We start from the raw sequence: 13,216 nt of genomic DNA on the forward strand, positions 1-13,216 counted from the left end.
GTTTTCGCGGTGTCCACCTTCAAGCCGCCCACCGGCCGTATGCTTGGAGCAAAGGTTTTGCAGTGGGCCGGAGCTCTGATAGCAAGGCTGGAACATGGCCGCTGATCCCACGGGGCAGGTTGGCTGGGGACCGCTTCCAGTTACCCCGGAGCCGGTTTTCGACAGTAAAGACGTTGAAACCTACCTCGGGGAAGTCACCCATGACCTGATGGTGGACATTGGGGGCCAGCGGCGTGGCATCGGCTGGGCTGCCACCCTCTTCCGGTTGGGTAAAGGACACGCGCTGGCGGCCAGCACCGAGCAGGCGCGCGAGGCGGACCGGGAGCAGTGCTCGTTTTCCGATGGACCGGTCATGGAGGCGGTTCGCAGCGGAGAGTTCGTCCTGGTGTCCGACCTGGGCCTGGACCGCCGCTGGCCGGGATATTCCAGCATCGCCGCCGGCCACGGCGTTCAATCCCTGCTCGCCGTTCCCATCCTCTCCGAGGGCGGCACCAGCGCGGCCATCAGCCTGTATGCACCTGCCCCGCACATGTTCACCAGCGACGACCTGGTCAGCAGCCGGCGTTACGCACGCCAGGTCGCCCGGGCGCTGCGTGTTGTGCTCCACGTGGCGGAGCGCGCGGAAGCGACGGCGGGTCTGGCCGTCGTGCAAAGTTCCCTGGTGCTGGTGGACCTCGCGGTGCGCAGCCTCATGAACGAATACGGACTCACGCGCGAGGGCGCGCTGCGCTTCCTGCAGACACAGGCACTGCACCACGAAGTGGACCTGCGGGACGCGGCATTGAGCGTCGTTGCGCCCAGTGGAATGGACCGCGGGCCCGCGCAGCCTGCGGGACTGCGGCAGGAAGCGTACGACGGCGTGGCGGAGCTGCCGCGGCCGTCGGCGGCGGGGCGGGACTTTCCAACCGGAACGTCACCCCGCAGGGACGCCGGGGCGGGGAGGGAACCCCCGCCAGCGGCAAAAGGGAGGACGGCATGACCATCGAGAAGCAGGAACTGCGGCCCGTCGCACAAGGAGTAGCCAGGCACCCATGGCACCGGTTCGTTGCCCTGGGCGACTCCTACATGGAAGGAATTGGCGACCCCGAACCGCACAGCCTGGGCGGCCTCCGGGGCTGGGCGGACCGGGTGGCGGAGGAACTGGCGGACGGCCAGCCGGACTTCGCCTACGCCAACCTGGCCATCCGCGGCATGCTGCTGAAGCAGATCCTCGATGCCCAGCTGGAACCGGCCCTGGCCCTGAGACCCGACCTGATCGCCATGTCCGGCGGCGGCAACGACATCGTGTTCCGGCATGGCGACCCCGACAAGCTGGCAGAAAAGATTGACGAGGCCGTGGGCACCTTGGCCGCGACGGGCGCCACGGTGCTGCTGTACGCCGGCCCCGACTGGGGCAGCACGCCGGTTTTCGGAAAGATCCGGGGCCGCGTCGCCATCTACAACGAGCACCTGCACAGGATAGGGGCCCGGCACCACGCCATCATGGTTGACCTGTGGTGCCTGCCGGAGCTTCAGCACGAGGCCATGTGGGACCCCGACCGCCTGCATCTATCCCCGCTGGGGCATCACTCGGTTGCCGTGGCCACCCTCAACGCACTGGGCGTGGCCCACCCGCTCAAGCCGCTCCAGCCGCGGCCGCTTCCGGCCCACGGGTGGACGCAGGCCCGGGCCGAGGACCTGGTGTGGGCGCGGCAGTACTTCGTGCCATGGGTGCTGAAGCGGCTGCGCCACCACCAGGCCGGCGGCCCCCTAATGGCTAAGCGTCCGCAGCCGGAACCGGTGTTCGGCCTTGGCCGTCCCGGTCCCTTCCCGCCCGGCCATCCCGGGGGCCATGCCTCCGGGCGCGGCGTCCCATCCGCTGTGGACATGGGACTCGACCCGGCGCTGGGATCGGACAGGGTGGCCTGAGGCGCCTAGCGCTTCCGGGGAGCGCGCTTGGCGGCAGCCTTCATGGCGGCCTTGGCCGCGGGCGGCAGCGCTCCCGGCTCGGTTTCCGGTTCTGCCACGGTCCCGCGTGCTTTCGCGATGGCCTTCATGCCGTGGTAGATCACCAGGGCGGCGGCCGAGCCAAGGGCGATGCCGGTGAACTTCAGGTCGCCGATGGTCCAGGTGTAGTCGGCGATACCGATGATCAGGGCCACGGCAGCCGTGGTCAGGTTGACCGGGTTGGAGAAGTTCACCTTGTTCTGCACCCAGATCTTCACGCCCAGGATGCCGATCATGCCGTACAGCATGGTGGCCGCGCCGCCCAGCACGCCTGCCGGGACGGTAGCGATCAGTTCGCCGAACTTCGGGGAGAAGCTGAGCAGGATGGCGAACATGCCCGCCACCCAGTAGGCCGCCGTCGAGTAGACCTTGGTGGCTGCCATCACGCCGATGTTTTCTGCATACGTGGTGGTGCCGGATCCGCCGCCGAAGCCGGCCAGCACGGTGGCTGCGCCGTCGGCCAGCAGCGCGCGCCCGGAGACGCCGTCGAGGTTCTGCCCCGTCATGGCGGCCACCGACTTCACGTGGCCAATGTTCTCCGCCACCAGCACCAGGACTACGGGGACGAACAGACCCAGGACGCCGATGTGGAACTCCGGGGTCTGGAAGTGCGGCAGGCCCACCCATGCTGCGGCGTCCATCTTGTCGTACTTCACCTCGCCGCGGAGCATGGCCACCAGGTAGCCCACCACCACGCCCACCAGGATGCTCAATCGGCCCAGGATGCCGCGGAACAGGACGCTGACCAGGATGATGGTGACCAGCGTGACCAGGGCCGTGACGGGGGCCGCGTCAAAGTTCTGTTTGGCGGCGGGGGCAAGGTTCAGGCCGATCAGGGCCACGATGGCGCCGGTGACGATGGGCGGCATCAGCCGGTTGATCCAGCCTGCGCCGAACTTCTGCACCACCGCGCCCACCAGCGCCAGCGTGGTACCGGCGAGGACCACGCCGCCCAGTGCGCCGGGGATGCCGAACTGCGCCTGCGACGCGGTGATGGGGGCGATGAACGCAAAGCTGGAGCCCAGGTAGCTGGGCACCCGGCCCTTGGTGACCACCAGGAAGAGCAGCGTTCCGATCCCTGAGAAAAACAGGGTGGTGGCCGGCGGCATCCCGGTGATGATGGGCACCAGGAAGGTGGCACCGAACATGGCCACCACGTGCTGCATGCCCACGCCGATCGTCAACGGCCAGGCCAGGCGCTCATCCGGCGCCACCACCTGGCCGGGCTTGATGGATTTGCCGGTGCCGTGCAGCTTCCATTTGATTCCGAGCATGCTCATGGGAAGGAAAGCCTTTCAGGGGGATGCCGCGAATGGGCGAAAATCGACTCGCTCCAGAATACCGCCAAGTTTTCCAGGACTGCCGCTGTGGCCAACGTCACCTGCCGCCACGGGAAGAGGAGGAAAGCAGTTGAAGTTGCAACTATGGAAAGCAACAGAAGCCACCCCCCAGGCAGGGCGGCGCAGCGAAAGGTAAGCACATGACCATTGCCCATGATGAGGCGGTTATCGATTCCGCAGCGGTGGACGCCATCTTCGCCCAGGCCCGCACCGCCAACTCCTTCACCGGAGAGGTGACCGAGGAGCAGGCACAGGCCATCTACGAACTCACCAAGTTCGGCCCCACCGCGTTCAACTCCCAGCCGATGCGCGTGACCTACGTCCGCTCGGCCGAGGCCCGCGCCACCCTTGTGGACGCCTTGTCCCGCGGCAACCAGGCAAAGACGGCTTCCGCTCCCCTCGTGGCCATCCTCAGCTACGACACCGACTGGGCCGGCAAGTGGGACGACTTCCTCCCCGGCTACAACGCCCCCAAGGCCATGTACGACGCCGACCCGGCCCTGGCCGCAGCCACGGGCAATAACAATGCCCACCTGCAGGCCGGCTACTTCATCCTGGCCGTCCGCTCGCTCGGTTTCGCCGCGGGCCCCATGACGGGCGCCGACTTCGCCGCGATCGACGCAGCCTTCTTCCCCGCCGGGGACCAGAAGAGCTTCCTGGTGGTCAACATCGGCCAGCCCGGAGAGGAAGCCTGGGGCGCGGCCAAGCCCAAGTTCTCTTACGACGAGGCCGTCCGCACCGTCTAACAGTTCCCGACGCGCCATCACCTACTGCCCCCTTTTCCCCAACGCCCCATCACCTCCTGATGGGGCGTTGGGGTTTTAAGGGCGGGACGTGATGGGGCGTCTGACGGGGGGGAGTGGGAGACTGGGGCCATGCCGATCCGGAACCTGATTTTCGTGGCCTTCGTCGAACCGGTGGCCGAGGGCCAGGTCTTCCCGCGGACTGACTGGCCGCTGCACATCACGCTCGTGCGGTTTGACGTGAGGTTCGACGCCGGCACTCCAGCAGGTGCCGAACCCGCCGAACGCATCGCCGGGCTGGCGGACGGGACGGCCACCGCAGCACTTGGTGCCCCGCTGACCGTAGCGGAGGACGCGGGGTTTGGACGGAACGCGTCCGTCCCCGTCAACCTGGTGGAACCGCACCCCGCCCTGCAGGAACTGCATGAAAAGCTCGTGCAGGCCGTGGCGGATGTTGGCGGAAGGATCCTCACGCCGCACCACACCCTCACGGGTTACCGGCCGCACGTCTCCCACCAGGTGGGCACCGGCCCAACCGCCACCAAGCGCCTCCACCCGGGCGACGCCGTCGTACTTGACCGCGTCGCCCTGGTGGACATGGCTCCCGGCGGCGACCACACCATTAGGCGCGTCCTCCGGCTCTGGAGCCGCGAAGGGTGAAAGCTAGGCGATGACGCTGTCCACCAGCGCCTTGGCCTCGGCCTGCACCTGCTTCAGGTGTTCCTCGCCCTTGAAGGACTCGGCGTAGATCTTGTAGACGTCCTCCGTGCCGGAGGGCCGGGCCGCGAACCAGGCGTTCTCGGTGACCACCTTCAGCCCGCCGATTGCTGCGCCGTTGCCGGGCGCCTCGGTGAGCTTGGCGGTGATCTCTTCGCCCGCAAGCGACGTCGCCGTGACGTCGGCAGCGGACAGCTTGCCCAGCTTGGCCTTCTGTTCACGCGTGGCGGCGGCATCGATCCGGGCATACACCGGGGCGCCGAACTGGTCCGTCAGTCCCTTGTACAGCTGGGACGGGGACTTGCCCGTGACCGCGGTGATTTCGGAGGCCAGCAGGGCCAGCAGGATGCCGTCCTTGTCCGTGGTCCACACACTGCCGTCCAGCTTGTTGAAGGACGCGCCCGCGGATTCCTCGCCGCCGAACGCGCCCTCGCCGGAGAGCAGGCCAGGCACAAACCACTTGAAACCGACCGGGACCTCGACGAGCTTGCGGCCCAGGCTCTCTGCCACGCGGTCGATGATGGAGGAGGACACCAGGGTCTTGCCCACCACGGAGGCTGGGTTCCAGCCGCTGCGGTTGCGGTAGAGGTAATCGATGGCCACGGCCAGGTAGTGGTTGGGGTTCATCAGGCCCCCGTCAGGGGTGACAATCCCGTGCCGGTCGGCGTCGGCGTCGTTGCCGGTGGCGATGTCAAAGGCGGGCTGGCCGGAGGCCGCGGCGTCGGACATCCGCTGGATCAGCGAGGCCATGGCGGACGGGGAGGAGCAGTCCATGCGGATCTTCTCGTCCCAGTCCAGGGTCATGAAGGCCCACTGCGGGTCCACCGTGGGGTTCACCACGGTGAGGTCCAGGTGGTGGCGTTCAGCGATTTCGCCCCAGTAGTCCACGGAGGCTCCGCCCATGGGATCGGCCCCGATCCGGACGCCGGCCTCCCGGATGGCGTCCAGGTTCAGGACGGACGGAAGGTCATCCACGTAGCTGGAGAGGAAATCGAACTTGCCGGTGGTGTCCGCGGATTGGGCCTCGGCCAGCGGAATCCGCTTCACGCCGCGCAGGCCGTTTTCCAGCAGCTCGTTGGCCCGGTTTGCGATCCAGCCCGTGGCGTCCGAGTCGGCCGGGCCGCCGTGCGGCGGGTTGTACTTGAAGCCGCCGTCGGCCGGCGGGTTGTGGCTGGGGGTCACCACGATGCCGTCCGCCTGGGGCGCGCCGGGCGCAGCCTTCCGGTTATACGTGAGGATCGCGTGGCTCAGTGCCGGAGTAGGGGTGTAGCCGTGACGGGCGTCGACGAGGACCTGGACGCCATTGGCGGCGAGCACCTCCAGGGCCGAGTTCTGCGCCGGCTCACTCAGGGCATGGGTGTCCTTCGCCAGGAACAGCGGACCGGTGACGCCCTGCGCTGCCCGGTACTCAACGATCGCCTGGGTGATGGCCACGATGTGCGGCTCATTGAAGGACGCCTTGAGGCTGGACCCGCGGTGTCCGGACGTGCCAAACACCACGCGCTGGCCGGGGTCCCCCAGGTCCGGCGTGATGTCGTAATACGCGTCAAGGAGCGCAGTGATGTCAACAAGGTCCTGTGGTTGGGCAACTGTGCCCGCGCGGCTAGCCATGGCTCCAGCATGCCAGAACCTGGCAGGAGTCAAAACGACCCGCCCAAAATCCGGCCCCTGTGACACGCAATGACGCCGCCAAACAAGTAGTCCACCTGAGTACCTGGCCCGGAAAGTACCTATATACCTGCCCTCCGGCACCCTGCTAATTTCAAGAAAATTCCACGATGCAACGAAAGGAACGGACGACGGCGGGCCGTCGCCGTCGTCATTTCCGCCAAGGAAACGGGGACGTCCAATGGGGGCAGGAGACGGGGCAGGGGAGCAGTCCAGGCTCGCCGCCGAGCGGGTTGCGAGGCTGAAACGCCGGCTGGACCAGACGGAGCGCTCCACAAAGTCGTGGGACGCCGGCGCCGTGGGGGAGCAAGTGGTGGCGGAAAAGCTCAGCGAGCTGGTGCCGCGCGGCTGGTACGTGCTCCACGATGTTCACTGGCCGGGCCGTCCCAAGGCGAACCTGGACCACGTCCTGGTAGGACCGGGCGGTGTGGTGGTGGTTGATTCCAAGAACTGGACGGGTGAGGTCCGGGTGGCATCCGGCGTGCTGTGGCAGGGCCGTTTTGCGCGGACCCAGGCCGTGGAAGGTGCCCTTGCCCAGTGCGCTGCCGTGGCCTCGGTGCTGACTCCACCGCATCGCAGGCTGGTGCGGCCGCTCATCTGCATGGCCGCGCAGCCGGACCTGTTCGGCGTGACGAACTCGGACGTTGCCGTTGCGGGCTCCCAACGGGTGGTGGCCGCTATCGAGGCGCTGCCGCCAGTGCTGGACCAGCAGGAGGTAGTGGGGCTGTATGCGCAGCTGGGCCAGCAGCTTACGCATGAGCAGGAGCCGGGCATTACCGCGTTGCGGAACGTGCGTCCGGGTACCGTGGTGCGCCCGCCGGACGCTTTACCGCCCGGAGGCTCCACTGCAGTTCCCCGCATGAAGCCCGGGCCCCGGAAGGCGGCAGGTCCGGACGGAACAGGACGAAGCCAAAGCGCGGCCCGGCACCCTGCGGGCAAGGCCCTGCCCCCCAGGGCGGCGAACGGCGGGCGGCAGGCGGCAGAGCGGGCCGGGACGCCGCCAGGATCACGGGCCGGCGCCGCTGCCGGCGCCCACGGCCGGAACGGCAGTGCCCATCAGCGCGGCACCACGAGCGGAGGAAAGCTGGCGCTGCTCGCCGCCTTCGTCATTTTCGCCGTCTATATCCTGCCCTACTTGGGCCGCTAGCCTCCGGGGCACCTCCGGCCCGCAGCCGGTCTGCCGCAGCGCTGCGGACGGCGGCAGTAACCCGGTTGAGCCGCTCCGAATCGAGGGTCCAGGCCTGCCAGTAGAGGGCCACGTCCTGGTGGTCGGCTTTCTCCAGCCGGACCAGCGCGCCGGACTCCAGCTCGTCGGTGAGCTGCAGCTCCGGGATCATCCCCCAGCCCAGGCCGGCGGTCACCGCGGTGAGGAATCCCTGCGAGGACGGGACGGTATGCGTGGGAGGTTGTTCGCCCACGCCCTTCGCCGCAAGGAGCTGCTGCTGCAGGTTATCTTTTGTGTTGAATCTGAGGACCGGCATGGCCGCCCAGTCGATGCCCCTTGAGGTGGAAAAACGGCGGTGCAGTGCGGGGGCAGCCACCGGGATGTACCGCATGGAACCCAGGAGTTCCACTCGGCAGCCACTGACCGGGACGGGGTCCGAAGTGACGGCGCCCGTGACCTCGCCCTCGCGCAGGAGCTGGCTGCTGTAGCCCTGGTCCTCCACGTGGAGGTCGAGGGCTGAGTCGTCCCATCCGGCGGCCTGCTGCAGCACGGGGACAAACCAGGTAGCCAGCGAATCGGCATTGACAGCCACCGGGAGATGGGCCCGGGAGGACGCTCCGGAGCCAAGAGCAGCGGCCGTTTCCGCCTCCAACACCTGCACCTGGCGGGCCATCCGCAGCAGCAGGGCGCCGGCGTCGGTGGCGGTGCAGGGCAGCCGGCGGCGCACCAGGACCTGCCCCACCGAGGCTTCCAGCGCCTTGATCCGCTGGCTGACGGCGGACGGCGTGATCCGGAGGAAATCCGCCGCTGCCTCGAACGTACCTTCGTCCACCACAGCGACGAGGGCCTTCAAGTGTTCCAGGTTCATGAAGATATTCTAAGGAAAGGGAAGAATGTTTTATTTGCCTGCATGTGGCGCAGGATCCTACCGTCGTTGATATGTGGACCGCGGGGATTACCGGAATGCTGACAGGGCTCGCGCTCATAGTGGCGATTGGGGCGCAGAACGCGTTCGTGTTGCGGCAGGGGATCAGGCGGGAGCACATTGGGGCCGTGGTAGCCGTCTGCATGGCCGGTGACGCCCTGCTGATAGTGGGCGGGACAGCGGGCATCGGAGCGCTGGTGGCGCGGTTCCCCGGAGTGCTGGAGGTCCTGCGCTGGGCCGGCGCGGCCTACCTGCTTTGGTTCGGGGTGCGGTCCTTCACAGCGGCGGCGAAACCCTCTGCGCTTTCGGAGCAGGCGCCCAGGTCAAAGAACTCCGTGGTTGCCGCCACTGCAGCACTGACTTTCCTCAACCCGCATGTCTACCTGGACACCGTGGTGTTGTTGGGCAGCGTGGCCAACCAGCAGGGCGCCGACCTGCGCTGGGTCTTCGCCGGCGGCGCAGTCGCCGGCAGCGTGCTGTGGTTCTCGGCCCTGGGGTACGGGGCGCGGGCGCTGGCAGGTGTCCTCCACAGGCCGCAGACCTGGCGCTGGATCGACGCCGGGATCGGGGTCCTGATGGTCTTCCTGGCCATCCGCCTGGTACTGCACTGAAGTAGGCTGTAGGCAGATTCGCAGGGGAGAAACCATGACCAACCAGCCATCCCAGGGACCTGACTACCAAGGCAATGGCTCGCCCTGGCCCGGCCACCAGCCGCCGGCAGGGAACAACCAGGGACAGTACGGGCCGCCCGACTATGGCCGCGGATCCTATGGCCAGGGACGGTTCGGGACCCCGCAGTACGGCCAGCCGCAGTACAACCAGGCCCCCTACAACCAGGCCCAGTACGATCAGGCCCAGTACTTTGGCCAGCAGGCGTACTACGGCAGGCCGGAGCCGAAGACCCTGAGCATTGCCAGCATGGTCTGCGGCATCGCCTCGGTCATCATGGGCTGGCTGGTGCTTCCGCAGGTCGCCGCAATCATCACCGGCCATCTTGCCCTCCGCCGGGAACCTTCGGGCAGGGGCATGTCCATCAGCGGCCTGGTCCTGGGCTACCTGTGCCTGCTGGGCTACGGTGCACTGTGGCTGCTGCTCATCATTGGCCTGGCCGTCGCCAGCACGTCCGGTTCGAATAGCGGCGGCACGTTCTAGTCCCGGCCGGCCAAGGATGCGGCGACGGCACGGGCGCTTCAGCCGGGGCGCCGTCGGTCCTAGCGGAGCAGCTCCACGTCAGAGACAAGGTCGATGTGGGCCAGCATGGCGTCCGCGGCTGAGGCGCCATCCTGGGCGCGGATGGCCTCGGCGATCTTCCGGTGCGAGGCCAATGACTGCTCGGGGCGCCCGGGCTGGCCCAGCGATTCCATCCGGGTCTCCAGGATCATCTCCGCGATGAACGCCATCAGCTGCGCCAACACCGACGAGTGCGCAGCGGCCGTGATGGCCTGATGGAACAGCTCATCTCCGTGGGTGCCGCGGTCGCCGTCGTGGATTTCCTTTTCCATGACGTCCAGGGCGTTGTCGATGGCCGCCAGGTCCTGGTCAGTCCGTCGTTCAGCGGCAAGGGCGGCAAGCTTCACTTCAAGCGTGCTGCGGGCTTCCACGATTTCCGGGAGGCGGCTCTGGTGGGCGCGCAGACCTTTGATGACGGAGGCCACGCTGGGCCGCCTGGCCAGGACTGCCCCGGTGCCGTGCTGCACGTCGATAACGCCAAGTACTTCAAGGGCCACCAGGGCCTGGGCCAGGGTGGCGCGGGACACGCCGAGCCGCTCCGCGAGGTCGCGTTCTGCGGGCAGGAGGTCGCCGGGCTTCAACTGCGCGGACTCGATGTAGGCGAGGATCTGCTCCACCAGTTGCTCGTAGAGCCGCGGACGTGAGACCCGCTCCAGACCCAGTCGTGCTGCCTTCTCCACAAAGCCCTCCCTCGGACGTACCGGATCAGGATACCTCCTTCATCTATTGACAGATAGACTCACTGTCTAAGAGGCTAGTCCAGTGAGCCAGTAACTCACGTCACACACTCGCTCCCCCTAGCTTCCCCAAAATGGAGGACCAACGATGTCCGCTCCTGTGTTATCGATCATCATCCTGGCGGTGATGTTCCTGCTCGCCACCGTCCTGCCCCTGAACATGGGTGCGCTCGCGTTCGTGGGCGCCTTCCTGCTGGGCGCCGTAGTCCTTGGCATGTCCACCAACGAAATCCTGGCCAACTTCCCCGGCGGCCTCTTCCTGACCATCGTCGGCGTCACCTACCTGTTCGCCATCGCCCAGAACAACGGCACCATCGACCTGCTGGTCCGGGGTGCCGTCAAACTCGTGGGCAGCCGCGTTGCCCTCATTCCCTGGGTCATGTTCGCCATCACCGCCGTCATCACGGCCGTAGGCGCCCTGTCTCCCGCCGCCGTTGCCATCATCGCCCCGATCGCCTTGAGCTTCGCCGGCAAGTACAGGATCAGCCCGCTCCTGATGGGCATGATGGTCATCCACGGTGCCCAGGCTGGCGGCTTCTCGCCCATTGCCGTCTATGGCGTCACGGTCAACGGCATCCTTGCCAAGACGGACCTGGCCTTCAGTCCCACGGCACTCTTCCTCTCCAGCTTCATCTTCAACCTGGTCATCGCCCTGGTGCTCTTCATGGTCCTGGGTGGAAGGAACCTCCTGTCCTCCAGGGTGGGGCACTTCGTGGAGCAGGCAGCCGAAGCCCGCATGGCCGTCAGCGTCGGCGCCAAGGCAGCCGGTGGCGACGTCCCCTTCAAGGGCGTCGGCTCCGGCATGTACGGCCCCCGCGACCCCGCAGGCGACGGCGTCGCCGCCACCAAGGAGCGCAAGGAACGGATCCCGCAGTTGGTGACCATTGCCGGCCTGATCGTGCTGGCCGTCGTGGCCCTCGGCTTCAAGATGGACGTCGGGTTCGTATCCATCACCATCGCCATCGTGCTGGCCCTGGTATCGCCCGCAGCCCAGAAGGGCGCCATCAACAAGATCAGCTGGTCCACCGTGCTGCTGATCTGCGGCATGCTGACCTTCGTCGGCGTACTGGAGGAAGCCGGCACCATCGAATTCGTTTCCAGCGGCGTTGCCGGAATGGGAATGCCGCTCCTTGCGGCCCTCATCATCTGCTTCATCGGCGCCGTGGTGTCCGCCTTTGCCTCCTCCACCGCCATCCTGGCGGCACTCATCCCGCTGGCCGTGCCGTTCCTCTCCACTGGCGAGATCGGTGCCGTCGGCGTCATCTGCGCCCTGGCGGTCTCCGCCACCATCGTGGACGTCTCACCGTTCTCCACCAACGGTGCCCTGGTGCTGGCCAACGCGCCCGAGGGTGTGGACAAGGACCAGTTCTACAAGCGGATCCTCGGCTACAGCGGCGTGGTGATCGTGGCCGGTCCCGTCCTGGCCTGGCTGGCACTGGTGGTTCCCGGCTGGCTCTAGCCACCACCGCCGCACTTTAGAAAGGAAACCCAGCATGTCTACAACCGAAACTTCCCAAGGACCCCTGGCCGGGCACCTCGTCGTCGACCTCAGCCGCGCACTGGCAGGTCCGCACGCCGGGATGATGCTGGCCGATCTCGGCGCCCGCGTCATCAAGGTGGAGAGTCCCGGGACCGGAGACGACACCCGGGGCTGGGGGCCGCCCTTCGTGGGGCCGGAGGACGACCTCCAGTCCACCTACTTCATGTCCTGCAACCGCAACAAGGAGTCCATCACCTTGGACCTGAAGAGCGGCGACGGGCAGGCGGTACTGCGCGGGCTGCTGGAGCGCGCGGACGTGGTAATCGAGAACTTCCGGCCCGGCGTCATGGACCGGCTGGGCTTCTCCACCGCCGCCATGCACCAGCTCAACCCGCGGCTGGTCATCCTGTCCATCACCGGCTTTGGCCACGACGGGCCCGAATCCCAGCGCAGCGGCTACGACCAGATCCTCCAGGGGGAAGCAGGCCTCATGTCCCTCACGGGCTCGGGGCCGGACGATCCCCAGCGCGTGGGCGTCCCCATCGCGGACCTGCTTTCCGGGATGAACGGCGCTTTTGGTGTCCTCGCCGCTTTGGTGGAGCGGAACAGGACCGGGCAGGGCCAAGTGGTGCGGACCTCGCTGCTGGCATCGCTGATCGGGGTCCACGCCTTCCAGGGCACCAGGACCACCATCGCAGGTGAAGTCCCGCAGGCCCAGGGCAACCACCACCCGTCCATCGCCCCCTACGGCCTGTTCAACTGCAAGGACGGGAGCGTGCAGATCAGCGTCGGCAGCGAGAAGCTCTGGCAGTCCTTCGCCGCGGCCTTTGGCCTGGACCCGGCTGCCCCGGGCTTTGCCAGCAACGCGGAAAGGGTGCGGAACCGCGATGAGGTGATTGCCGCCGTCGAACGCGCGTTCGCGGACTATGGCGCTGTTGAGCTGCTGGAAAAACTGAACGACGCCGGGATCCCGGCAGGGAAGGTCCGCTCGCTGGACGAGGTGTACGCGTGGGAGCAGGTGGCCTCGCAGGGCCTGGTGGTCGACGTGCAGCATCCGCTGCTTGGAAAGATCAGCCTGCCGGGCCCGCCCCTGCGGTTCTTCGCACCCGGGGACGCGGCCGAAACCACCCGGACCGGCCACGACGCGCCACCGCTGCTCAACGAGGACGGCGCCGCAATCCGCGAATGGCTGGGCCTGGGTGCCACGCCTGGCGGCTCCAAATAG

Annotated in this window: 13 protein-coding genes; 9 read left to right on the forward strand and 4 right to left on the reverse strand. The window is 67.4% G+C overall.

The window, feature by feature from the left end; all coding sequences use genetic code 11:
* Positions 1-94 precede the first annotated feature (94 nt).
* Together AB0313_RS17815 and AB0313_RS17820 are read left to right on the forward strand one after the other, a co-directional pair.
* Positions 95-979 carry a GAF domain-containing protein gene (locus AB0313_RS17815; RefSeq protein ID WP_141944537.1) on the forward strand — a complete coding sequence of 295 codons (885 nt, stop codon included), beginning with the start codon at positions 95-97 and terminating at the stop codon, positions 977-979.
* A complete protein-coding gene (locus tag AB0313_RS17820; RefSeq protein ID WP_141944536.1) occupies positions 976-1,908 on the forward strand; it encodes an SGNH/GDSL hydrolase family protein in 933 nt (310 codons plus the stop codon). Before AB0313_RS17815 ends, AB0313_RS17820 begins: the two co-directional genes overlap by 4 nt.
* 5 nt (positions 1,909-1,913) lie before the next feature.
* Here the strand turns inward: AB0313_RS17820 and AB0313_RS17825 are convergent, their stop codons facing one another.
* Complete coding sequence (locus AB0313_RS17825; RefSeq protein ID WP_141944534.1) at positions 1,914-3,266, reverse strand: solute carrier family 23 protein; 1,353 nt, start codon at positions 3,264-3,266, stop codon at positions 1,914-1,916.
* Positions 3,267-3,466: 200 nt separating this feature from the next.
* Between AB0313_RS17825 and AB0313_RS17830 the strand changes: the two genes are divergently transcribed.
* Both AB0313_RS17830 and AB0313_RS17835 read left to right on the forward strand, forming a co-directional pair.
* A complete protein-coding gene (locus AB0313_RS17830) occupies positions 3,467-4,072 on the forward strand; it encodes a malonic semialdehyde reductase (protein WP_141944532.1) in 606 nt (201 codons plus the stop codon).
* A 129-nt stretch (positions 4,073-4,201) separates the two neighbouring features.
* Positions 4,202-4,729, forward strand: coding sequence for a 2'-5' RNA ligase family protein (locus AB0313_RS17835; RefSeq protein ID WP_366307177.1), 528 nt, complete (start codon positions 4,202-4,204; stop codon positions 4,727-4,729).
* Positions 4,730-4,732: 3 nt separating this feature from the next.
* Here AB0313_RS17835 and pgm read toward each other — a convergent pair whose 3' ends face one another.
* Positions 4,733-6,397: a phosphoglucomutase (alpha-D-glucose-1,6-bisphosphate-dependent) gene (gene pgm / locus AB0313_RS17840; RefSeq protein ID WP_141944529.1), complete on the reverse strand. Its 1,665-nt coding sequence runs from the start codon at positions 6,395-6,397 to the stop codon at positions 4,733-4,735.
* A gap of 238 nt (positions 6,398-6,635) precedes the next feature.
* On the opposite strand from pgm, the gene AB0313_RS17845 reads away from it, so the two are divergent.
* The gene (locus AB0313_RS17845; RefSeq protein ID WP_366307179.1) at positions 6,636-7,601 is read left to right on the forward strand and encodes a nuclease-related domain-containing protein; all 966 of its coding nucleotides are present in this window, start codon (positions 6,636-6,638) and stop codon (positions 7,599-7,601) included.
* Here AB0313_RS17845 and AB0313_RS17850 read toward each other — a convergent pair.
* On the reverse strand, positions 7,561-8,487 hold the full coding sequence (locus AB0313_RS17850; RefSeq protein ID WP_307305356.1) for a LysR family transcriptional regulator ArgP: 927 nt from the start codon (positions 8,485-8,487) through the stop codon (positions 7,561-7,563). The two genes, AB0313_RS17845 and AB0313_RS17850, sit on opposite strands and share 41 nt — an antisense overlap.
* Before the next feature lie 95 nt (positions 8,488-8,582).
* On the opposite strand from AB0313_RS17850, the gene AB0313_RS17855 reads away from it, so the two are divergent.
* Together AB0313_RS17855 and AB0313_RS17860 are read left to right on the forward strand one after the other, a co-directional pair.
* Positions 8,583-9,155, forward strand: a complete 573-nt coding sequence (locus tag AB0313_RS17855) for a LysE/ArgO family amino acid transporter (protein ID WP_366307181.1) — start codon at positions 8,583-8,585, stop codon at positions 9,153-9,155.
* 34 nt (positions 9,156-9,189) lie between these two features.
* Positions 9,190-9,696 (forward strand): DUF4190 domain-containing protein, encoded by a 507-nt coding sequence (locus AB0313_RS17860; RefSeq protein WP_366307183.1) that lies wholly within the window; start codon positions 9,190-9,192, stop codon positions 9,694-9,696.
* A 59-nt stretch (positions 9,697-9,755) separates the two neighbouring features.
* Here the strand turns inward: AB0313_RS17860 and AB0313_RS17865 are convergent, their stop codons facing one another.
* Entirely contained in the window at positions 9,756-10,454 is a 699-nt protein-coding gene (locus AB0313_RS17865; protein ID WP_141944521.1) for a FadR/GntR family transcriptional regulator, read from the reverse strand.
* Between the two features lie 145 nt (positions 10,455-10,599).
* Between AB0313_RS17865 and AB0313_RS17870 the strand changes: the two genes are divergently transcribed.
* Positions 10,600-11,970 carry an SLC13 family permease gene (locus AB0313_RS17870; protein ID WP_366307185.1) on the forward strand — a complete coding sequence of 457 codons (1,371 nt, stop codon included), beginning with the start codon at positions 10,600-10,602 and terminating at the stop codon, positions 11,968-11,970.
* Between the two features lie 34 nt (positions 11,971-12,004).
* Positions 12,005-13,216 carry a CoA transferase gene (locus tag AB0313_RS17875; protein WP_141944517.1) on the forward strand — a complete coding sequence of 404 codons (1,212 nt, stop codon included), beginning with the start codon at positions 12,005-12,007 and terminating at the stop codon, positions 13,214-13,216.

It is taken from the genome of Pseudarthrobacter sp. NPDC080039, from assembly GCF_040702335.1.
GTDB classification, from domain to species: Bacteria; Actinomycetota; Actinomycetes; order Actinomycetales; family Micrococcaceae; genus Arthrobacter; species Arthrobacter enclensis_A.